This is a genomic window from Thalassobacterium sedimentorum (genome assembly GCF_031127905.1).
GTDB lineage: Bacteria > Verrucomicrobiota > Verrucomicrobiia > Opitutales > Coraliomargaritaceae > Thalassobacterium > Thalassobacterium sedimentorum.
This window is the reverse complement of the sequence record NZ_JARXIC010000006.1, coordinates 161895-183178: the sequence shown is the minus strand read 5'-3', so window position 1 is coordinate 183178 and position 21284 is coordinate 161895. Positions and strand designations below refer to the sequence as shown.

Sequence of the window (21284 nt, the reverse complement as noted above, 5' to 3'; positions counted from 1 at the left end):
CGAAAAAAGTTTGGTCCTAATAGATATATCTTTTGTAACCTCGGTTCTAGGAACCGGGGCGATGCCGATCGCTCCCCGAAACAAAGTTTCGAGGCTACGTAAAGGCCAAGCTTATAGATCATATAATCTTAGAAGTGGTGTTAGAACCAACTGGCTGGATCCAACCGATAGAAGGCTTCTAGCTCATGATAGAGCCCGGGCTGCTTTCTTTTTAATTGACGGGATTTTTCGAAAAAAGTTTCGGTAGCGACGGCAAAATATTCTGCAGGGTTGGTGGCTCCATAGGGATCGAGTAGCGTCTTTTGTTGACGCTGTACGCGATTGATAAATGTGCTGCAATGCTCTCCTAGTACGGTTGCCCAGGTCTGATAGGCTTCTTTACTTGGAAGCAGGGGGACGCCATCTGTGTCACCGTCTCGTGAGTCCAGTTGGTGGGCAAACTCGTGTAGGGTGACGTTGTGGCCATCGTAGATGTTCTGAGCGCCGTGTTGCACGGAGTCCCATGCCAGTATCACGGTGCCGTTTGACCAGGATTCGCCGAGACATTTGACTTCTCTTTGGATCACAGTGCCACCTGGGCCCACACTTTCGGAGTTTGTTGTGAAGGCCGTTGGGTAGAGTAATACGGTGTTTAGCTCAGGATAAGGACGTCCCTCATGATTGAGAACGAGGATGCAAGCTTGTGCGGAAACAGTCAGGATCATCTCATCGTCGAGTTCGAGACCATTACAGCCTTCGAAGAATGTGGCGCTGACAAACTGGCTGATTTTGTGGTGTAGGCGTTCGCGCAGATCCTGCGGAAGGAAAGTGTAAAGTGGAAGGTTATTCTGTAAATAGCGAATCCACTCATCTTTAAAGATGATTTCGGAGGGTTTGCCTGCGAAGTAGTGTTTGAGTTTTTCTAGAATGCTCATGTGTTGCTTAATTCAGCGTTGTCTACGGCAGAGTGCGAATGAAAAACCTAATGATCTTCATTGTTAAAAGACGGTGTAGGCTCTAAGCCCGATGAATGGAAAACGGTTATGTAATTTAGCTTAACTAGTGGGAATCGAGGTGATTTCAGGCAATCGAGTCGATTGCGAGGTGAATTCGGTATTTTATTTTTATAGTGTACGTGCCTTATGTTGTGTGTGTGATCTAATCACTGTGGAGTGTGCTTTTGTGCGGACATTGAATTGGCTTCTAAATTGCGGATCGTCTTAAATTCGTTCAGCTAACTAGTGGATTTGGCGCAATCTATGCGTCTGCCTTTGCGCGCAAAGGGCTTAATTTAAAATGCGTATTAAGGCTCGCGATCAAAAAGCCGGTGGTGCAGAGGACTATGCCATAAAGATTTACCCCAGTGGCTAGCGCATATTTTCCTGAACCGATGGCTACCCATGCAGGAAAAAGTGAGGGAACGAAGGCGAGTAGGCTGCCCAGTAGCAGCCCCGGCCAGAATGCTAGGTGGAAGTTGAGTGGACTGGTGGGTAAAAAGCTAAGTAAGATTATCGGTGCCAGTCCCATGACCATGGTGCCACTAATAGTGGTTGCAGCGATGATTGCTGGGCCCAGTTGATCGCCCAAGTAAATGCTTAAAAGGGGTAAATTGCCGATGATGGCTAAGCCGATAATAGTCCATTTGGCTCGGCCTACAGTATTTTGAGAAATGGTTGTTTGCTGGCTCCAGTCTAGAACGCTGAGTTTACCTGCACTCGAGAAGGTGGAGTCGAGTGTCGAACCCGCACTGGTCAGCATCATTACATTAAAGATTAATAGCATTGGTAGACCTAGGGCTGTTGATACACTCAGTGTGACATTGCCGCCTACATAGCCTTGCTGTGTGGCGAACACACCCACCAAACTAAAGAGAACTATGAATGCGCCACTAATGATACCTGCTAGAATGAAGCCGATTAGCATGGTGCGCGGGTTGGTGATGAAGGCGCGGTCGGTCATGACCGGATCATGAAAAGGGTAGCTGAAAATCTGTAATAAGGCCAGTAGGGCAAAGGTGAGTGCGGAGCTATTCATCTCCGGAGTCGACTTTGGCCACTCTTGTAGCAGAGGAGGTGAGATGACGAAGAGTGTTATGGCAAGTAATAAGCCTGCAAAACACATTTGTAGAGCATCGGTCAATAGGCTGGATCGCAAGCCACCGCGCCAGGTATAGATTACGGTGAATATGGTGAAGACTAGCACTGCCAACCAGTAAGCAGGGCCGCCTTCTTCTCCGAAAAAGCTACCCACCACCTTGGTATTGGACCAGATTTCATTGTAGAGCCGGATCCCCACGGCGATTAGAAACAGGCGCATGCCTACTTGCCCGTATTTCCCATGTAAGAAGGCTGGCAACGATGTGTATTGGCTGCGAGTTCGGATCAGGTAGAAGGCGATGCCAGCAACAATGAAACTTAGATAGTAGACCGCGTAGCTCACACCGCCCCAAAAGCCGAATGCATTGGCTAAGTTGGCCGCGTTAATGATGGATTTAGCAAAAATCCAGGAAATTGCGGCACTGGCAACTAGCAGCCAGAATGAGGGGGCCTGGCCATTTGTATGTTTTCCATTGAAAAAGCCAGAGGCGCTCACGCCCTTGGGGGCGATGCGCCAAATAATTGCCATGTAGGCGATCGCGAGTATCCAAAGTGCTGCGTTCTGTGCCGAGTTCATTTTAACGCTCCAATGGAATTTGCTGTTGCAGCAAGGAGATACTCGATTGCGTCGCTTCTAGTGGACCCAGTTTTAGAGTTTTCATTTTTTCTGTGATTTGGTTGTCATTATGTTCATCACAGAGGTCTAGGTCCCTTGTGGTCGCAAATGTAGACCCACTTGGGTTTTGTTTTATTCCCACTCTTTACTCACTTGTCTGTTGTGTGCCAGTGCTCATTGTTTTGAGTATTGAGCGCATCGACAAGCGATCGCTACGTTCAGCGACTGGGAATCTATCGCTTGCATTTCCGGGTGGATGGAAGCGACTTGGTGCATCCTGAAGCTTAGAATCGCGAATCGCCTTTGCGATGTAACTACGGAGGAGTGTCCGATTGCCTTAATTCGCGGGTTGTAAGGTATTCGCGGGGATGCTGCGGTTCCAGAGTTCTTTGCCCTCCATACTCATGACTCGTATTGTGAGGGTGCGCTCTTCTTCGCTGCCGCTGAATTCAATCAGTGCAAAGTGACGTTCGAAGATACTGCTGCCCGGCTGGCGGAAGAAGTTGAGTTCGTCGGTGTTCTCTCCGGGACGGGCTGTTAAGGGGCCTAAGGTGAGATCGTAGAGATTGTAGCTGTTTGCGTGTACGAGGCGGGTGAGTTCGCCATAATTTTTTCCGCCACTGATAAAGAATAAACCTGAAATCTTGGCTTCGCGTAACATCTGGAGTAATTCCGTATGTTCCCGTTCCGCATAGCTAAGGTTTTGGGGTGAATCCGCAGGATTTAAAATGGGGGCGCCTGCAATTATTATCTTAAAGGTGGCAGTACTCTCAAGCAGTGCTTGGCGTAACCATGTGATTTGCTCGGGCCCGAGAATTTGCATCCGAGTAGATGTATCGGGAGTTACATTGCGGTAGCTGATCACGTCCAACATGAAAAAATCAACATCGGCGTAGCGAAATTGCGTCGCGATACCGTCCAACTGCGCCACTTCAATCGGGCGAGGCCAAAAGGCTTCAAAACTGGATTCTGCAATACTGCGATGGGCACTTTGTTGACCGCCATTTGGCGCGCCAAAGTCCCCAAAACTCCAAGTGGCGTAATTCGGCACACTTTGCAGTAGCGTTTTAAGTTGTGGAATGGAGCGTGCGTGAGCGAAACGTTTGAGATAGCCACTGCGAGTACTCCAATCACTTGCACGCAAGCGAGCGGTGTTGCCAGCCCAAATCATTAGCTCAGGTTTAGCATTTGTGATAGTGCTAAATATGTCGTATCCACCACCGAGCACTTGATAGGGGGGCTCATAGCCATCCTCTATAGCATAATGCGCACCGCCTACGGCAATCTTAAAATCGGGGGGGGGGGTGCGGTCATGGTAATATACGGGGCTGGTAAATTTAGCTGGCGCCGTGGCTAGTTCACCATCGATTTCGACTCGGTAGCTGTATTTCTGACCTGGTTCAATTTGGTCGAGTGTGGCCACAGCTGTGTGCGCTTGAGAGCTGTCGGTTTGGATCGCAGGGCTCCATACTAAGGCGTTTTCGTTGCCATTGACGGCATAGGCGATACGTATTTGCGCGGGCGCATCCGTTTGCACCCATATTTTAGCCTCGCGCATGTCCAGATGGCTCAACATTGGACCATTTATTAAATCGGCTTGGAGCGTGGCGACACTGAGTAGTAAGCAGGAAAAACAATTAGATAGAATTCGATACATGATTGTGGGGATATTTAGAATACCACTGAGGTATCCATCCAGCTGCTGGGGTCAAGAAACCTTAATTTTAACCTGGCGTGAAAAATGGACAGTATTGACGACACGGTGCACCAGTGGTGGCTGATTCATTGGGGCGATTTGAATGGATTTAAAAATGTTGCCTAGCAGCTGTTCACGATCTTCAGGTTCGAGTAAATATCGGTGTCGTACTTCAACCAGTTGCGGGCGTAATTCGAGCCAAAGCGCCTTGATCTCACTCACGCGTGGGAAGGTGGCCACTCGGCGGCAGAGTTCTTTGTTCACGCGTAGATTTGGGGAGTCATTCATCGCGATGCTGATTGCTTCCAGGCATTCGCGTTCTTCAGCCGAGAGTGATTGCCAGCTGACGCCACATAGCTCGCAGCGGGCCTCAGAAAGTAGGCGGTGCAAGGCACGTGGACGAATACGCATGAGTAGGGCGACCCAGCGTAAATGCCAGTTTTCGAATTCGTAAGCGATAAAGGCGAAGCGGTTCTTGGGGGCTAGCAGGCGTAGTTTGGTCACTAAGGCCTCTGTTGAAGTAATGGTGCCGTTGGGGGCATTCTCCAGTAGCGCACTGGCCAGCATATATTCGAAGTCCGAAACGCGCTCGGCATAGCGCAAATGTCGCCATAGCGCTGTAAACACTTGGGCGACTCGATCGTAGCGTATTTCGGGAGACTCGCGCAGGCAGCCACCGAAATACACCAGTGACAAGTCCAAATAGTTGGCGACTAAGGCTAAGTATGCCTCACAGTCTCCGGCCTTGGCTTGTTTCAGATGGGCGCGACTGGCTTTACGTTCGGGCGTGGCATGCGTCAGCCGGAACAGGTAGCTACGTAGAGAGCTCATTGCAGCATCCAGATGGAGCACTAGTCCTGATCACCGGGACGACGCTGGCATTCATGCCGGCAATCTCCCATGACACGTATCCACAGTTCACGTAAATCAAAGAGGCGAATACGCGCTTCATCACGGAAGCCGTTCACCAAATTTGTGTTACTGTGGGTGAGCTGGTTGAGGAGGTTTAAAGTCTGGTTGAGCGCACTTAAACTATTTTTAAGATGACATATCGAGAGACCGAAGTCTCCCAGGTCCAAGGCTTGGATTGAAAGTAAGACGTTCATTTCCGCTTGGTGCAGGCTGTTTGCATAGTCCCAGCTAAGTTTGGGGGAAATTGCATACTCACTGTGTAGCATGAAGTGTTCCCAGCTCTGGTGGAGGTAGCGATAAAGCGAGCGTGTGACCACATACACGGGATGTCGGTGCAATGTGTAGGGAGCACCTTCATGTTCATCGCTGCCATCAGCTTCTTCATTGGTGGCATTGCTTTCGTTTTGAGCATCCTCGGTGTCCTGAGCATTTTCTAAAAAGCTAAAGTCATCGGTCATGGAGATGTCTTCTGCATCCCAGCCCATCAATGAGGCGACCTCATCCAAGTGATTGGGCTTATGCTTAACGCTATTATAAATCGAGAGGAAGCGCACAGTATCCTGGTCGGAACCTTTAAGATAGTTTCGCCACTGGGACTCGCTCCAGTATGGTTCACTGGAGAATTCTTCCCAGTCGCCTTCAGAATGGTCGAAATTTGGATCGCTCATAACCTGCGGTTGTTCCGCATGGGGCTGAAATTTGCTCGCATTGATCTTAAAAATCAACCCCCTTTTGCAGTTCTGCGCTGCTTTTAATTTGCAGAAAAGTTTAAATGAAGAAGAAGCTGCTGATTACCAGTTGCTTCTAGTAATATTAATGCTGTTGCTTGGTGTGGCTATGCTCACATTCCTATCTCGAATGTGTCCTATTTTATTTATATCGCTGCGCTGAGCGAGCGGTAAGGTACCGCTAAAGCGTCGCCATATAACATTGCCGGCAGGCTCAATGCAGGTATGGATGGGGGACATCGCATGCGCCATCCGAGTCTGACGATGCGCACATGTCATCGCCAGGCCTGGTGGGAAGCTGTGTTACTTTGATTCCTTCGGTTCGGGAAGTGTTTTATTGGCAATGTGTTGCAATAGATCTGTCATGAACTCCGCGGGCGTTTTGAGTCCTTCTAGCGAAGCATTGGTGCGCGAATTCACTTTGACCAGGCCTTGTTCGGCTTCTTGACGGCCTAAAACCAGGAAGTGTGGCACCTTGTCAATGTGGCACTTGCGTATTTTAGCTCCGAGTTTATCAGCTACTGCATCTACTGTGACTCGGATCTTGGCTACTTTTAGTAATTTCTCAATTTCACGTGCCTGCGGTACCAGTTCGTCGTTCATCGGCAGGATGCGTACTTGCTCGGGGGCTAGCCAAGTTGGGAAATTGCCCGCGAAATGCTCGATAAGCACACCACAGAAGCGTTCCATGGAACCGAAGGGCGCACGGTGGATCATAACCGGACGGTGCTTTTCGTTATCCGCGCCGATGTAGCTCAGATCGAAGCGCTCGGGGAGGTTGTAATCTACTTGGACTGTTCCCAGTTGCCATTCGCGACCAATTACATCTTTGACCACAAAGTCGATTTTCGGACCATAGAATGCGGCTTCGCCGGGCTCTTCTACGAAGTCTACATCCAGAGTTTGTGCAGCTTCGCGCAACGCCGCTTCTGCCTTGTCCCACTGGGCTGCATCGCCCACGTATTTTGTGGAGTCCGGGTCCCGCAGTCCGATGCGGACGCGGTAGTCTGACATACCAAGTGTGTTGAATACCAATTTGACGAGGTCTAAACAGCCTTTAATTTCCTGACTGATTTGATCTTCGGTACAGAATAAGTGGGCATCGTCTTGAGTGAAGCCGCGTACACGTGTCATGCCATTGAGCTCGCCCGACTGTTCCCAACGATAGACCGTACCAAATTCTGCCAAACGAACCGGCAGATCGCGGTATGAGTGAGGCTGACTGTCGAAGATCTTGATATGCATCGGACAGTTCATGGGCTTAAGTAAATAACCGTCTATTTCGCCGCTATCGAGCTGATTAGAAAGATCCGCACACGAGCAACCTTCCTGCGCGAGACGATCAACTGTGCCTGGCTCTACAATAGGAGGAAATTGTGAGTCCTTATAATAGGGGAAATGGCCTGAGGTTCGGTAGAGCCCGAGTTTGCCGATGTGTGGCGTAAAGACTTGATCGTAGTCCGCCATGCGCAGTTCCTCGGAGATGAAATTTTGTAACTCCTGACGGATTACAGCTCCATTGGGTGTCCAAAGCACCATACCCGCGCCCACAGCTTCATCGATGTGGAAGAGTTTAAGTTCTTTGCCCAGCTTGCGGTGATCGCGGGCCTTGGCTTGTTCCAAACGCTCCAAATATTCAGTTAATTCGTCTTTACTGGCAAATGCGGTGCCGTAGATGCGTTGTAACTGTTTGTTTTTCTCATCGCCGCGGTGGTACGCGCCGGCAATCGAAAGCAATTTGTAGGCTTTAATCTTTTTTGTGTAACCGACATGCGAGCCCGCGCAAAGGTCGATAAACTCCCCGTTTTGATAGAAGCTAATCGCTTCTCCCTCTGGAATGTCGTCCAGACGGCCGAGCTTGTAGCGCTCCTGGCCGATTTCTTTAATCTTAGCGATCGCCTCTTCGCGGGAGCATTCCACTCGTATGAATTTTTGGTTTTCCTTAATGACCTTCTTCATCTCCGCTTCGATTGCTTCGAGGTCGGAGGCATCCAGCTTCTTATCCAGATCGATATCATAGTAAAAACCGTTTTCAGTAGGCGGGCCGATGTCGAGTTGAGTCTCCGGAAACAGACGGAGAATAGCAGTGGCAAGCACGTGCGAGCAAGAGTGGCGCAGTTCCTCAAGTGGGGACATATCTTTCATAGTGGTCAAAAAAGTCAAAAAATTAAGCTTCAGAAGACAGAAGCCTGTGCTTTGTTAGTCAATGCCGAATGCGCTGCAATGGCCAGTCTGCGGGCTTCTTTTGTGTGTTGTTGTCATTGCACACCTGGTTTGCTGACTCATCCAACCAGATTATAGGCAAACGAATACCTATGTGGTAAGTTCAGGCAATGCAAATGAGTTTTATGGATCAGTCTATTCTACGGTGACCGATTTCGCGAGATTGCGTGGTTTGTCTACGTCGCAACCACGTGCCAGGGCGACGTGATAGCTGAAGAGCTGGATGGGGATGCTCATGAGTATGGGTTGCACAATCTCATGGCATTCAGGGACAATTACAATGTCATCGACCAGCCCTTCGGGCAGGTCGCAGCCCGCAGTGGCGATGCAGATGACTTTTCCTTTGCGAGCTTTGACTTCTTGCACGTTGGCGAGGCTTTTTTGAAAAATCTCCCCACTGGTTGCTAGAAATACACTGGGACACTCTTCACAAATCAGTGCGATTGGACCGTGCTTCATTTCTGCTGCTGGATAGCCCTCGGCATGTATGTAGGAAATTTCTTTTAATTTCAGCGCCCCCTCGAGCGCGATTGGAAACATGAGCTGACGCCCGAGGAACAGGCAGTCTTCATAGCGTGCATATTTCTTGGCAATCGCTTCAATTTTCTCGTTCTGCTTCAGGATTGCATGGACCTGCTCCGGTACTTGCTTGAGTGCTTTGACGATGTCGACGCCATCCCCGTAGCTGAGATCGCGTAGGCGGCCTAAATAAAGTGCCAGCATCGCACAGATCATAATTTGTGAGGTGAATGCCTTGGTGGATGCGACACCGATTTCTGGCCCTGCATGCTGATAGATTCCCCCGTCACTTTCACGTGCGATGGTGGAGCCGACACTATTGTTGATTGCAAGTGTGCGATAGCCTTTGCGTTTGGCCTCGCGCAGAGCTCCAAGTGTGTCGATGGTTTCGCCTGATTGGCTGATCGCGATAACCAGAGTATTTTTGTCCAGTGGTGAGTTGCGATAACGGAATTCGGAGGCGTATTCCACTTCAACGGGGATTCGGGCGAAGCGTTCTATTAAATATTCGGCGACTAAACAAGAGTGCCAAGCGGTGCCACAAGCGAGAAACAGTATGCGATCAATTTGGCGTAGTTCCTGTGGGGTTAAATTCAGTCCACCAAAGACTGCGGTGCTACCGTCGTCGGAAAAGCGACCGCGCATGCCATTCATCAAGGAATTGGGTTGTTCAAAGATTTCCTTCTCCATGAAGTGGCTATAGCTGCCGAGTTCGGATTCGGAAGTGTCCCAATCGACCTTGTGAATGACGGCTTCAACGTTTTTACTGGAAACGGTGGTGATGGAGAAATCGTCATTTTTAAGGTGCACCACCTCATTGTCATTTAAATAGACGACGTTCTGCGTGCAGTGGGTGATTGCATTGACATCTGATGCGAGCAAGTTCTCACCTTTTCCGATGCCGATAATTAGTGGGGAGCCCTTGCGGGCACCGATAAGTTCGTCCGGGTAGTCGGAGCAGATGACTGCAATGCCGTAAGTGCCTTCGACATGACGCAGACTTTTGCGTACGGCCTCCAGAAAGGCGTTTTTAACACTTCCACGTGGTTCTTTCTGGTAGTGGTATGCGATTAGGTTGCAGAGTGCTTCCGAGTCCGTCTCTGATTGAAAGGTATAGCCTTTTTCCTGCAGGAAAGTTTTCATTCCTGAGTAATTTTCGATGACTCCATTATGTACCAGTGAGATTTTGCCATCGCTACTGGTGTGTGGATGAGCATTGGCCTCTGTGACATCACCGTGGGTTGCCCAGCGGGTATGGCTGATGCCCAGTTGACCGCCTAGCTGTCGCTCTGCAAGTGCTTCTTCTAAATTAACCACTCGTCCGGTGCGTTTGATCTGTTCGAAGCCATTGCCTGCAGAGACAACCATGCCTGATGAGTCGTAGCCTCGGTACTCCAAGCGCTTTAAACCCTCTAGCATGACACTTCCCGCACGATCGCGGCCGATATATCCAACAATTCCACACATAAAGCTTCAAATAAGTTCAGAGTGCGTTTAAGTTTTCAAGCTTATTGACTCACCCTGATACCTCAGAAAATATGAAAAAACGAAAAATCATCTGCATAATTATGGGCGGTGGCCGTGGCTCGCGCTTGAGCCCTCTGACGCGCGACCGCTGTAAGCCTGCTGTTCCACTGGCTGGCAAATACCGCTTGGTTGATATACCGATTAGTAATTGCCTGAACTCGGGCTACAACCAGATCTACGTTTTATCGCAATTTAACACGGCTTCCCTGCATCGTCACATCCAGGAATCTTATAAATTCGATCCCTATGCCGGCGGTTTTGTTGATATTTTGTCTGCAGAGCAAACGAACAAGGGCGACACCTGGTACCAGGGCACGGCCGATGCCGTGCGTCAGAATATGCACCACTTTCAAGGGCATAGTGAAGGTGATCTATACGTGATTTTGTCTGGTGATCAATTGTATCGAATGGACCTGGCAGATGTGGTTCGAGAGCACGACGCATCTGGCGCAGAGGTGACGATTACGGCTAAGCCGCTTGGTCTTGATGAAGCGGAAGGACTTGGCTTAATGCGGGTCAATGAGGACTTGGAAGTCACGGAATTTGTTGAAAAACCCACGGATCCTGAAGTCATTAAAGGTTTGGCGGTAGGTCAGAACGTCTTGAACAAAATGAAGGACCCGGGAGGGCGAGGCTACTGTCTGGCATCGATGGGCATTTATGTCTTTAATGCCAACACGTTGATTGAGGCGTTAAAGACGGATACGACGGATTTTGGCAAGGAGATCATTCCAGGTTTACTCGGAAAGTCGAAGATGTGCAGTTACGTTTTCGATGACTATTGGGAAGATATCGGAACGGTGAAGGCGTTCTTCGAATCGAATATTCGATTAACAGATCCAGTGCCACCGTTTAACTTTTTTGATGAAGAGGCCCGCATTTTCACCCATGCCCGCTTCTTGCCCGCTTCGAAGATTAATTCTTGTATTATCGACCGTGCGATTCTCGCGGATGGATGCATTGTCACGGATGCGAAAATAAAGCATTCCACGCTCGGGGTGCGTTCGGTTGTGCGTGAGAAAAGCGAGTTGGAGAATGTTGTGATGATGGGGGCGGATAACTTCGAAACCATGGAGGATATTGAGGATAACCTGCAGCAGAATCGTCCAAATTTCGGGGTAGGCCAACACTGTGTGATCAAAAATGCAATTCTGGATAAGAACGTGCGTATCGGTAACAATGTCGTGCTAGATCCCACTGGGCTGCCAGATAACTTCGGGCCTGATGTCGATATTGCCATTCGTGATGGAGTGCTGGTTGTCTGCAAAGAAACCATTGTGCCCGACGGTTTTGTGTTAAAAGCCTAGCGGGAATTGACAGCAAATTAACAAGCCTTTTGGCAGATAGGGCTAAATATCAACCGCGATTTCAGACTTCTCCGGAATCGCGGTTTTCAGTTGCTCTATATCAATCTTTGGATAGTATTATTGCGTCGAAGAAAATAGTCATTTGATGACTCTTATATAACCCAATATTGCGATGAAAAATATTCTAATCTGCACAGATGGTTCTAACTACTCGCACGAAGCCTGCCTTTACGGAGCATGGCTTAGTCAGCATACAAATGCCAGTATTAGTGTGCTCTATGTCACTGACTTACGTCAGTTCGAGATTCCGGCTGTGGCTGATTTTAGTGGTAGCCTAGGGATCCAGCCATTTGAAGGCATGGTTTCGCAATTGCATGAAGTTGAGGAAGTTAAGGCACAGTTTGTCAAAGAGCATGCGCTCAAAACTTTACAGGGTGCAGGAGTGGACGAGGTCAAGATCACTTTCCATCATGAGACTGGCTTATTGGTTGATGTGATGTCCGATTATGCCGACATGGCAGACTTGGTATTGATGGGAAAGCGCGGGGAGAATGCAAATTTCGCAACCGAGCATTTGGGGTCGATGCTGGAGCGTGTGCTTCGCTCCGTCGAGCAGCCCTGCTTAGTGACGAATCGTCAGTTTAAACCTATAGATAGTATTGCGATAGCTTATGATGGGGGTGCCAGTTGCCGGAAAGCGCTCAATTACATTATTGCCAACGAACCTTTCCGTTCAATGGACTTGCACATCATTGTTTGTGTTGAAGGGCATAAAGAGGATGAGGCAACACAGCGACTCAATGAAGCTGAGGCTGTTTTGAAAGCAGCGGCCCTAGCGCCGACTTGCCAAATGCTGACGGGGGAGGTGGAGACAGCAATTGCCGAATACGTGGTGCAATCGGATATTGATCTGTTGCTACTGGGTGCTTATGGACATAGTCGCATACGTGAGTTGTTAATCGGTAGCACCACGACGGAATTACTACGCAGTTGCTATGTGCCGGTGCTTTGCTTCCGTTAAACGCGATTACATGCATTAATTCTCATTCTGAGTTTCATGGTTCCGGCGTCGGTTCCACACTATGACGGAGCTGGCGTGTTCCGGGAGCGGCGTGCTAGCCAAATGGCTACAGTACCAGCAATTATCATGAACATTGAGTAAAATTGCCCGCGGCTGAGGCCGAATACAAGCGCTGCATCTGGTTCGCGAAAGAGTTCGCCCAGGATCCTGACAAGTGCATAGCCAATCAAAAACTCTCCCGCAAGTTGACCCGCTGGTGGGCGGGTGCACCAGAAGCGCCACTGGACATATGCAAGCATTAGGCCTCCTTCGAGAGCGGCTTCATACAGCTGCGAGGGATGGCGTGGTTGCGGGCCATAGGTCTCTAACAGCGGATTGTAGCTCTTGGGGCTATCCAGGAAAATTACTGCCCAACTGACTGTTGTGATACGTCCCCAGAGTTCTCCATTGATAAAGTTCGCGATTCGGCCAAACATTAATCCCATTGGAGCCAAGGTGACTACGACGTCACTCAAATGGAGGAAGCCACATCCTTGTTTACGTGCAAACCATAGAAGCGCGAACATCACGCCTATAAAGCCCCCATGGCTTGCCATTCCGCCTTGATCCACACGTAGAACTAATAGGGGATTGGCTAAAAATGCCTCCAAATCGTAAAGTAGCATGTAGCCGACGCGGCCACCGACTAAAACGCCCAGAATAATCGCCGTCATCAGGCTTGCTCGGGCATCGGCATCAATTGCGAATTTTTTCTTGTTATCGTAGAGCTTCAATAAGAGCCAAGCCCCCAGAAAGCCAAGTAAGTACGCGAGTCCATAGTAACGAATTCCGTCGAGCCCCAGTGGGTTCTCGGGAAAACGAATTAGAAAGGGGCTTAAATTGTGTACCCAGTATTGGCTTTGTTCGATCATGTTGATGCAATTTACAGAATAGTATGCCCCCCGCGATTCAACTGCTTTTACTACTTATTGCCAATACACTGAATCTCCACTCTTTTCTTTGACATTTCAGCCTGTGCCGAAATCTTCCTATTTTATGATCAAATCTTTCACTACGGCGTTTTTTTGCCTTTGCACCCTTTGTGTCTATGTCACTCCGGTGGTCGCTCAGGATAATCTCCGCGTGACCGTCGCAAACATGAGTCAGGATATGAACCTGCTCGCGCAGAACCTTAAAACGCTGCGGCTTGAAATTGAGGAACTGCATCGCGAAAATGCTCGTTTGCGTGCGGAGCTTGCTGCCGCCAGTTCGAGTCGTGATACCGAGGTACAAATTTCCAACCTGTCTAGTGCGATTGAAACCCTGCGTCGGGAATATCGTGCTGCAGACGATGCGCAGAAGCAACAGATACTTGCCGAGGTTAACCGTCAGGTGAGTGCATTAGCTACAGAAACTCAGGCAGCGATTAATTCGGTGGCGAAGGCAGTGGATAGTCAACCTCAGGTAGCGGCTTCAGTGCATTTTTCAGATGATTTTCCCAAGACGGGCAAACCTTACGTAGTTCGCTCCGGAGATACCCTCAGCAAAATTGCGCGGGTGCATGGTTCTACAGTAAAGAATATTCAAAATGCCAATAAGATTGTGAATCCAGCCCGTGACCTACAGGTAGGCGAAACTATTTTCATCCCGATCGCACAGTAAACATGTCAAATTCTAAAACAAGACTCGGCCGCGGACTCGGCGGCCTCATTTCCGGAGTCGGTAGCTCACAGCCTCAGACTAAATCCGAAACCAGCTCGCAAGTGACAAAAAAAACGGCGTCCAAGCAAGCTTCAGCTGCGAGTCAATCCAAGCCCGCGGTAAAGACGACGCAGGCAGCCACTACTAGCGCAGCCACTGCCCCCGGTTATCGTGAAATTGAAGTCAATGATGTGGTGGCCAATCCCTACCAGCCACGCCGCGAAATTCATGAAGAATACGTTGAAGAATTGGCGAAGAGTATTCAGTCTGAAGGACTCTTGCAGCCGATTGTGGTACGTGCAAAAGGTGGAAAATTTGAACTGATTGCAGGTGAGCGTCGTTTACGCGCGTTTAAGTATCTAAAAATCAAGACGATCCCTGCTCGCATTATTGAAGCGAGTGACGCTTCCTCAGCGACTCTCGCTTTAATTGAGAATCTTCAGCGCGAGAATCTGAATCCGATTGATGAAGCACTTGGTTATGCCAGCCTTGTGCGTGATTTTGATCTGACTCAAGAGGCAGCTGCCGAGCGTGTTGGCAAGGGGCGTGCCACTGTGGCCAACGCCTTGCGTTTGTTGACACTTGGCTCCGAGATTCAAGGTTATCTGAGCCGTCGTCTTATTTCAACCGGGCACGCAAAAGTTCTGCTTGGACTTGAAAGTTTGGAGCATCGCAAATTACTCGCACGTCGGATCATTGAAACTGGCATGAGCGTGCGTGAGGCCGAAGCCCAAGTGCGACGCTTGAAGGAGGGGCGCGCCAGCACTGCTAATAAAGGCACCAGCAAAACTCCAGAGGCCGAGCAGACCGCTATCCGAGATCTTGAAAAACGTATGGGGGCTCACTTTAATACTCGCGTGGCGCTTAAACATACCGCGAAGAAGGGGCGTATTACCATCGAGTATTTTGGCAACGAAGATCTCGACCGAATTCTGGAAAAGCTTGGTTTACAATAGTTGAGTATCCTATCTGTATCTTAGAATATGAATTACTGGTTAATGAAATCCGAACCTGATGTCTTTTCGTTTGAAGATCTTAAGGCACGCCCGAATCAAACTGAACCATGGGATGGAGTGCGCAATTATCAGGCACGTAATTTCATGCGAGATGTGATGCAGGTGGGAGATACCATATTGTTTTATCATTCGAATACCAATCCTCCAGGTGTGGCTGGAATTGCTCAAGTGGCCAGTGCAGCGTACCCAGACCCCACTGCGTTCGACCCTAAATCGAAATATTTCGACGCTAAGAGCGATCCAGCGAAACCTCGTTGGATGCTTGTCGACGTTAGCTATAAGGCTGACTTGAAGCGCTTGGTTTCGCTTCAGGAAATGAAATCGATGCCAGCACTTGCAGACATGCGCGCGCTACAGCGTGGCAATCGTCTATCGATTTGTCCTGTGAGTGAAGCGGAGTTTCAAGCCATTGTCAGCACGGCCAACCAGTAGTCAATCAGGGGAGGAGTAGTCCAATCACTTGGTGCATTTCCAGGGTATCTGTCACTTATTCACTCGCTGAGTTAACAGGCTCAAGTACTGTGTTATCCGAGATTGCTTCAGGCTTGTCGGTTGATTGCTTAATGAGTGTCAAGCCAGCCTTTTCAAGGTCTGAACCACTGGGGGCTTGGTAAGCACTTAAGCCAAATTCAGGCAGGACTGAGAGGAAATGATCAAAGATATCTCCCTGTATATCTTCATAGCGTGCCCAAGCGATATCATTGGTGAATACGTAAATTTCTAGCGGTAAACCGTGAGCATTTGGGGTTAATTGACGCACTAAAAGCGTCATATCCTGATGAATCTTGGGATGGTTACGCAAATAGGCGACACAGTAGGCGCGAAAAGTCCCTACATTTGTCAAGCGGCGCCCGTTGATTAGTTCAGAGAGTTCCTCACCTACGCCATCGTTGTATTTTTGGATCTCTTCGAGCTTTGTTTCAAGATATGGGCGAAGCAGGCGGATACGTTTGAAGCGCTCCAAGAGCTCTTCGTCGGCAAATTGGATCGTGCGCAGGTCAATATGTAAACTGCGTTTGATGCGTCGACCGCCCGCTTCACTCATTCCACGCCAATTCTTAAAAGAATCTGTAATGAGTGCATAAGTTGGTACAGTGGTAATCGTCTTATCCCAGTTTTGTACTTTGACTGTGGTGAGTGATACATCGATCACGCTACCATCGGCGCCGCGAGCCGGCATTTCGATCCAATCGTCGACCATGACCATATTGTTGACAGAGAGCTGGAAGCCGGCCACCAAGCCAAGTATGGCGTCTTTAAAAATTAAGAGTAAGATTGCTGTGACTGCACCTAAACCAGAAAACAGGACTAACGGGGATTTTTCCAATATGGATGAAAGAATGAAAATGAAACCGATCAGGTTCACGACAAGCTTTGCGGCCTGAACGAAGCTCTTGGCGGGGTAGCGTCTTCCCATGGAACTGCGCTCCCATAATGAGCGCGTGAAATTCAACACACCATCGATCACGAATAAAATGATCACGATTAGGTAGATGTTGACTAGTAATTGAAAGAAACTCGCTATGGTTGGTGTGTGTGCAAATAGTGCGGGTGCGAAAAAATGAATAATTGCAGCAGGGACGATGTGAGAGAAGCGTACGATTACCTTGTGCTCAATCAGTAAGTCGTCCCACTGCATCGAGGTTTTTCGTATTACTGGGTGTACGACATAAGCGATGAACCGTTTTGCTACAAAGTTAGCCAGAAGTGCCAATATGAACAGATACAGTCCAGCCACCAGTAGGCCGATGATACTTGCGGCAGCGGCGTTGACATTATAATTAAGGAGAAATTCGCTAATGAATTCTGGAGTCATAGACAGCATTGTTGGAGGTAATTTTGCTTGCTGACAATGCTTCGTTCAACACGAAGCTAATTAAATACAAACTGTTCTACCAAGGACTCTGCGTCAGCAATGCCATTACGCGAGCTACCTGTAATCCTGGCTCGTTTGTTAGCTTTATAATTTGAGTAAGCAGTGGAGCGGTGTGGCAACTAATTATTGCCTATATTGTCTTTGCCGAGCCCGCCCTTGAGCTGATTATCTAACTTCAGACGTTCAATTTGTGTGCGTAGTGCAACTACGAACTTTTCGAAGCGTGCATGGATGCCGCGAGTTTCCAAAAGCTCTTGTTTGAAGCGGCCATCTGGGCAGAGCGTGTAGATTGCCAGATCTAAAACATTTTCAGGTTCCTTGATATTGGATAAGAATTGTAAAACTTCCTGTGGTATATCGGCTCCAAGCCGTTTTTGCGTTTGCATCAGCGCTAATAGAGTAGGTTGAATCTTCCCCATTGTTTGCGTACTACCGTCTGATTCGCTTAAAACCTGATGGATACGAGCGCAGCGATATGGCTCTTCGGATACAAAACTCTCGAATTCGACGCGCGCTAATCCTTGTAGGATAAGATTGGACGTGCCGTCTGCGTTTTGTTTGCAGGCCCTTACGACGCCAACACTGGCGATCGAATAGGGGGTTTCCAATGCTTCTGCATCCTCTCTACGGTCATCCAATGCCGCGACAGCAAAAATACGATCCTGCTCCAAAACCCGACGGAGCATCTCCCGGTAACGTGGTTCAAATATAAATATGGGCATCATCGCCTGTGGGAAGAGTACACATTGACTTAAAGTCATCACCGGCACTTCGCGCGGTATTTCAATTTCTTGTGGCTTCATTGTGATTTAGTGGGCCAAGCGGAGAACTAGTTCCATTCGTCTGGATGTAATTTAGACACCTCGGGAGACTCGCTTTCTGCATAGTAGACTGCCATGCGGAAATAGCGAATATGAGTGTCGAATAAGGTGTCACTTCGTTTGCGTGCCTCTTCAAACAGAATTTCCGGGGCCCGTCCCTGAAGGTCGTAGATCTCACGGATGCCCATGTCGAGTAGACTGCGGGCGACGACTACATCCATACGTGGAATTCGCATGAGTGCGGAGTTGAGTGCTTCGTAGTCGACCTTTTTTTTCTTTTTTTGTGGAAACATTGTGTTTAATATCCGCTTTTAGATTGTGCCTTGGTGCCTTCGCAAATTGTCTGACAAGATGTCCAGCCGACGCCCAAGCGATGAGCGCCCATTTTTATGAAGTTTAGTGCATCCGATTGGTCGCGGATGCCCCCGGATGGTTTGACTTTGATTCGGCCAGCAGCGCTTTCGAGCATGATTTGTACGTCCTCCACTTTGGCACCTTCACCATTGAAACCGGTTGAAGTCTTTACGAAATCAGCTCCAGCACGGACGCATACCTCCACCATTCGCTTAATGGCTTCAGAGCTTAAATGTGCGGTTTCAAAAATAACTTTTAGTGGAACACCAGCACTGCGGGTCAGTTGGGCGACAGTGACGATGTCTGCTTCTACGTCCTTCCATTTTTCAGACCGAATCCATCCATAATTGGCCACCATATCAATCTCGTCGACTCCTCGCTCAATGTAACGTCGTGCTTCATCTGCTTTTGACGCGGGTAATTGTACACCGTGTGGAAAGCCTAATACTACACATACTGCGGTCTCTGTTTCTTGGCAAAGCTGCTGTGCGATTGTGATGTCGCAGGGGCGCACGCACACGCTATAAGTTTTTAGCTGGATGCATGCTTTGATGGCCTCGATTAGATCGGATTCAGTAAATTCCGGTTTTAAAATTGCGGCGTCGAGGTAGCGATTGATGTCAGGCATGGTGCTTCATATGTTATCTATTCAGGGGGGGGCATCTTCACTTAATTGCGATGCAGAGTCAATTCACCTCCTTTGTTTACTTTGAAATACTCAGAATGTTGATTTGAATCGTTGCTGATAGTATTCGTTTCGAACTCGCTGCCGACAGATACTCTGGGTTACCACCATTTTGAGATGACTTTTTTATGCTTTATCTGCAGGGCTTTCTGCCACTAGGTAGCTGGAATAATATAATGATTCAGGATCAACAAGGAAGAGGACTTACAGATTTACGGATATCGCTAACAGATCGATGCAATCTGCGCTGTACCTACTGCATGCCGAAAGAAGTATTCGGGGCGGATTACCAATTTTTGCGTAAATCGGAATGGCTGCGGTTTTCAGAATTGGACGATCTCGTGGCAGCATTTGTGCAGATTGGAGTACGTAAAATACGCCTGACCGGCGGGGAGCCTTTGTTGCGGCCTGGACTTACTAAATACATTCAACGTTTAAAGGACTTTCATGGGGTCGAAGACATTGCGATGACCACTAATGGCTTGCGTTTAGCTGAGCGCGTTAGTGAATTGAAGGCCGCTGGTTTGGATCGTGTGACAGTTAGTTTAGATGCATTGGATGCTGAAATCGCAGGTAAGATGAACGGTCGTGGGGTAGCACCGCGTGCCGTCCTCGCTGGCATTGCGGCGGCTCAGCACGAAGGCTTTTCGGTAAAGGTAAATATGGTGGTCGAGCGGGGAGTCAATGATAGTCAGATTCTACCGATGACGCGATATTTTAAACAACAGGGTGTAACGTTACGCTTCATCGAGTTTATGGATGTTGGCAACCACAATGGTTGGAGAATGGACCGAGTGATCAGCGGCCGTGAAATTTTACAGACGATACAAAGTGAGTTTGATGTGGAAGCTTTGGATCTGAGTTCTCGAAGTGAGGTCGCCAAGTGTTACAAATTTACCGATTCGTCTGCGGAATTTGGATTAATTACTTCTGTGACTCAGCCTTTTTGCCATGGTTGCACTCGTGCGCGTATTTCGGCGGATGGTCAGTTATATACCTGCTTATTTGCCAGTTCTGGCTTGAATTTGAAGAAAATTTTGCGTGCCGACAATTATTGTAAAGAAGCATTGGTTGAACTGCTATCGCAACACTGGGCTGCACGCTCCGATCGATATTCGGAACTGCGCACGCACTCCAGCGTTGTGCGCGATAAAGTGGAAATGTCCTATATTGGGGGCTGATGTATCCGATCAACACCGGTCACGTGCTACCATCGGGACTTAGTACGCGCAAAACGCTCTAGAGTGCCGATTGCATTGTGCTAGCGACTGCCTGACTGAGACCTAGGAAGGTTTCTTCATTGATCGAGAGCTTTTTATCCTTGGCGTAGCAGACTCCCCAATTCCGTATAATTGTACGTTTTCCCGTTGAGATTTGTACGAGACTACCCGCATTAATTTCATCTTCGACTGTCCATGAAGCCAGAAAGCTCACTCCGTAGTTGATTTTGACCAGTTCCTTAATCGCTTCCATGCTACCGAGTTCAATGTAATTTTGTAGCTGTACTTTGCTTTGCCGAAAATATTGCTCGATGAGATCGAAGGTTAGGCTTCCTTTATTGTAGAGCACCATGCGTTCTTGAGCAATCTTCTCCATTTGGACACGCTTATTCTGAGCCAATTCATGAATCGGGGACGCAACTAGAATGAGTTCGTCTGAAAAGAGTGGTTTAACTTCAATATTTTTGAGTTCGTTTGGAGTCACGATAATTGCCAAGTCGATCTCATGGCGACGGGTCATGTCCAGTAACTGCGGAGTATCGGCTGGAATAATCGTCAAAATACAGTCAGGGAAACACTCATTGTATTCCCTTAATATGCTGGGCAGTAGATGCTGACAAGCTGTTGTGCTAGCGCCTACGCGTAGACGTCCCCGCCCCCAGTTTTGGCGATCTTGTATGCGCAGACGCGCACCTTGCATCTGGTTTAGGATGTGGCGGGCGTCCTTATACAGCGCTTCCCCGTCGGCTGTAATGTTGATTTTTCGTCCCGTTCTGGTCACCAGTTGACAGCGAAGATCCAATTCGAGGTTCTTTACTGAGTGACTGATCGCTGATTGGGTTAGATTGAGTATATGAGCCGTTTCAGTAAAGCTGCCGGTCTGCACCAGTGTGCAAAAGGCGAGGAGTTGGCGACTGTCGATAGTTTCCTGCATGAGCAAAATTCATTCTATATATGATTACATTTGTTAGATGAATTCTACAAATGGGTATGGTCAATGCTAATCAT

At 48.6% G+C, this 21284-nt stretch carries 19 protein-coding genes; 6 read left to right on the top strand and 13 right to left on the bottom strand.

Features of this window, described 5'->3' with window-relative positions:
• Positions 1 to 140 precede the first annotated feature (140 nt).
• From QEH59_RS05620 to glmS, 7 genes are all read right to left on the bottom strand, one after another.
• Positions 141 to 914, bottom strand: coding sequence for a M90 family metallopeptidase (locus tag QEH59_RS05620; protein ID WP_308984382.1), 774 nt, complete (start codon positions 912 to 914; stop codon positions 141 to 143).
• A 322-nt stretch (positions 915 to 1236) separates the two neighbouring features.
• Complete coding sequence (locus tag QEH59_RS05615; RefSeq protein WP_308984381.1) at positions 1237 to 2652, bottom strand: hypothetical protein; 1416 nt, start codon at positions 2650 to 2652, stop codon at positions 1237 to 1239.
• A gap of 376 nt (positions 2653 to 3028) precedes the next feature.
• Entirely contained in the window at positions 3029 to 4348 is a 1320-nt protein-coding gene (locus QEH59_RS05610) for an alkaline phosphatase D family protein (protein WP_308984380.1), read from the bottom strand.
• Positions 4349 to 4399: 51 nt separating this feature from the next.
• Positions 4400 to 5218, bottom strand: coding sequence for a hypothetical protein (locus QEH59_RS05605; protein ID WP_308984379.1), 819 nt, complete (start codon positions 5216 to 5218; stop codon positions 4400 to 4402).
• A gap of 20 nt (positions 5219 to 5238) precedes the next feature.
• Positions 5239 to 5967 (bottom strand): hypothetical protein, encoded by a 729-nt coding sequence (locus QEH59_RS05600; RefSeq protein ID WP_308984378.1) that lies wholly within the window; start codon positions 5965 to 5967, stop codon positions 5239 to 5241.
• Positions 5968 to 6330: 363 nt separating this feature from the next.
• Entirely contained in the window at positions 6331 to 8172 is a 1842-nt protein-coding gene (thrS, locus tag QEH59_RS05595) for a threonine--tRNA ligase (RefSeq protein ID WP_308984377.1), read from the bottom strand.
• 213 nt (positions 8173 to 8385) lie between these two features.
• The gene (gene glmS, locus QEH59_RS05590; protein WP_308984376.1) at positions 8386 to 10236 is read right to left on the bottom strand and encodes a glutamine--fructose-6-phosphate transaminase (isomerizing); all 1851 of its coding nucleotides are present in this window, start codon (positions 10234 to 10236) and stop codon (positions 8386 to 8388) included.
• A 71-nt stretch (positions 10237 to 10307) separates the two neighbouring features.
• On the opposite strand from glmS, the gene QEH59_RS05585 reads away from it, so the two are divergent.
• Both QEH59_RS05585 and QEH59_RS05580 read left to right on the top strand, forming a co-directional pair.
• Positions 10308 to 11603 carry a glucose-1-phosphate adenylyltransferase gene (locus QEH59_RS05585; protein WP_308984375.1) on the top strand — a complete coding sequence of 432 codons (1296 nt, stop codon included), beginning with the start codon at positions 10308 to 10310 and terminating at the stop codon, positions 11601 to 11603.
• A 172-nt stretch (positions 11604 to 11775) separates the two neighbouring features.
• A complete protein-coding gene (locus QEH59_RS05580) occupies positions 11776 to 12624 on the top strand; it encodes a universal stress protein (protein WP_308984374.1) in 849 nt (282 codons plus the stop codon).
• A 59-nt stretch (positions 12625 to 12683) separates the two neighbouring features.
• On the opposite strand, the gene lgt is transcribed toward QEH59_RS05580, so the two are convergent.
• Complete coding sequence (gene lgt / locus QEH59_RS05575) at positions 12684 to 13535, bottom strand: prolipoprotein diacylglyceryl transferase (RefSeq protein WP_308984373.1); 852 nt, start codon at positions 13533 to 13535, stop codon at positions 12684 to 12686.
• A 124-nt stretch (positions 13536 to 13659) separates the two neighbouring features.
• On the opposite strand from lgt, the gene QEH59_RS05570 reads away from it, so the two are divergent.
• Genes QEH59_RS05570 through QEH59_RS05560 form a run of 3 tightly spaced genes read left to right on the top strand, consistent with a single transcriptional unit; the run spans position 13660 to position 15752 of the window.
• Complete coding sequence (locus tag QEH59_RS05570) at positions 13660 to 14265, top strand: LysM peptidoglycan-binding domain-containing protein (RefSeq protein WP_308984372.1); 606 nt, start codon at positions 13660 to 13662, stop codon at positions 14263 to 14265.
• A 2-nt stretch (positions 14266 to 14267) separates the two neighbouring features.
• Entirely contained in the window at positions 14268 to 15260 is a 993-nt protein-coding gene (locus tag QEH59_RS05565; protein WP_308984371.1) for a ParB/RepB/Spo0J family partition protein, read from the top strand.
• 27 nt (positions 15261 to 15287) lie between these two features.
• Positions 15288 to 15752 (top strand): EVE domain-containing protein, encoded by a 465-nt coding sequence (locus tag QEH59_RS05560; RefSeq protein WP_345785328.1) that lies wholly within the window; start codon positions 15288 to 15290, stop codon positions 15750 to 15752.
• A gap of 55 nt (positions 15753 to 15807) precedes the next feature.
• On the opposite strand, the gene QEH59_RS05555 is transcribed toward QEH59_RS05560, so the two are convergent.
• From QEH59_RS05555 to deoC, 4 genes are all read right to left on the bottom strand, one after another.
• Entirely contained in the window at positions 15808 to 17136 is a 1329-nt protein-coding gene (locus QEH59_RS05555) for a mechanosensitive ion channel family protein (RefSeq protein WP_308984369.1), read from the bottom strand.
• Between the two features lie 179 nt (positions 17137 to 17315).
• The gene (locus tag QEH59_RS05550) at positions 17316 to 17999 is read right to left on the bottom strand and encodes an LON peptidase substrate-binding domain-containing protein (protein ID WP_308984368.1); all 684 of its coding nucleotides are present in this window, start codon (positions 17997 to 17999) and stop codon (positions 17316 to 17318) included.
• Positions 18000 to 18025: 26 nt separating this feature from the next.
• On the bottom strand, positions 18026 to 18310 hold the full coding sequence (locus QEH59_RS05545; protein ID WP_308984367.1) for a helix-hairpin-helix domain-containing protein: 285 nt from the start codon (positions 18308 to 18310) through the stop codon (positions 18026 to 18028).
• 5 nt (positions 18311 to 18315) lie between these two features.
• Positions 18316 to 18999 carry a deoxyribose-phosphate aldolase gene (gene deoC / locus QEH59_RS05540; protein ID WP_308984366.1) on the bottom strand — a complete coding sequence of 228 codons (684 nt, stop codon included), beginning with the start codon at positions 18997 to 18999 and terminating at the stop codon, positions 18316 to 18318.
• Positions 19000 to 19232: 233 nt separating this feature from the next.
• Here deoC and moaA point away from each other — a divergent pair, with 233 nt between their 5' ends.
• The gene (gene moaA, locus QEH59_RS05535) at positions 19233 to 20237 is read left to right on the top strand and encodes a GTP 3',8-cyclase MoaA (RefSeq protein ID WP_345785329.1); all 1005 of its coding nucleotides are present in this window, start codon (positions 19233 to 19235) and stop codon (positions 20235 to 20237) included.
• 58 nt (positions 20238 to 20295) lie between these two features.
• Here moaA and QEH59_RS05530 read toward each other — a convergent pair whose 3' ends face one another.
• Positions 20296 to 21210: a LysR family transcriptional regulator gene (locus QEH59_RS05530; RefSeq protein WP_308984364.1), complete on the bottom strand. Its 915-nt coding sequence runs from the start codon at positions 21208 to 21210 to the stop codon at positions 20296 to 20298.
• Between the last annotated feature and the right edge of the window lie 74 nt (positions 21211 to 21284).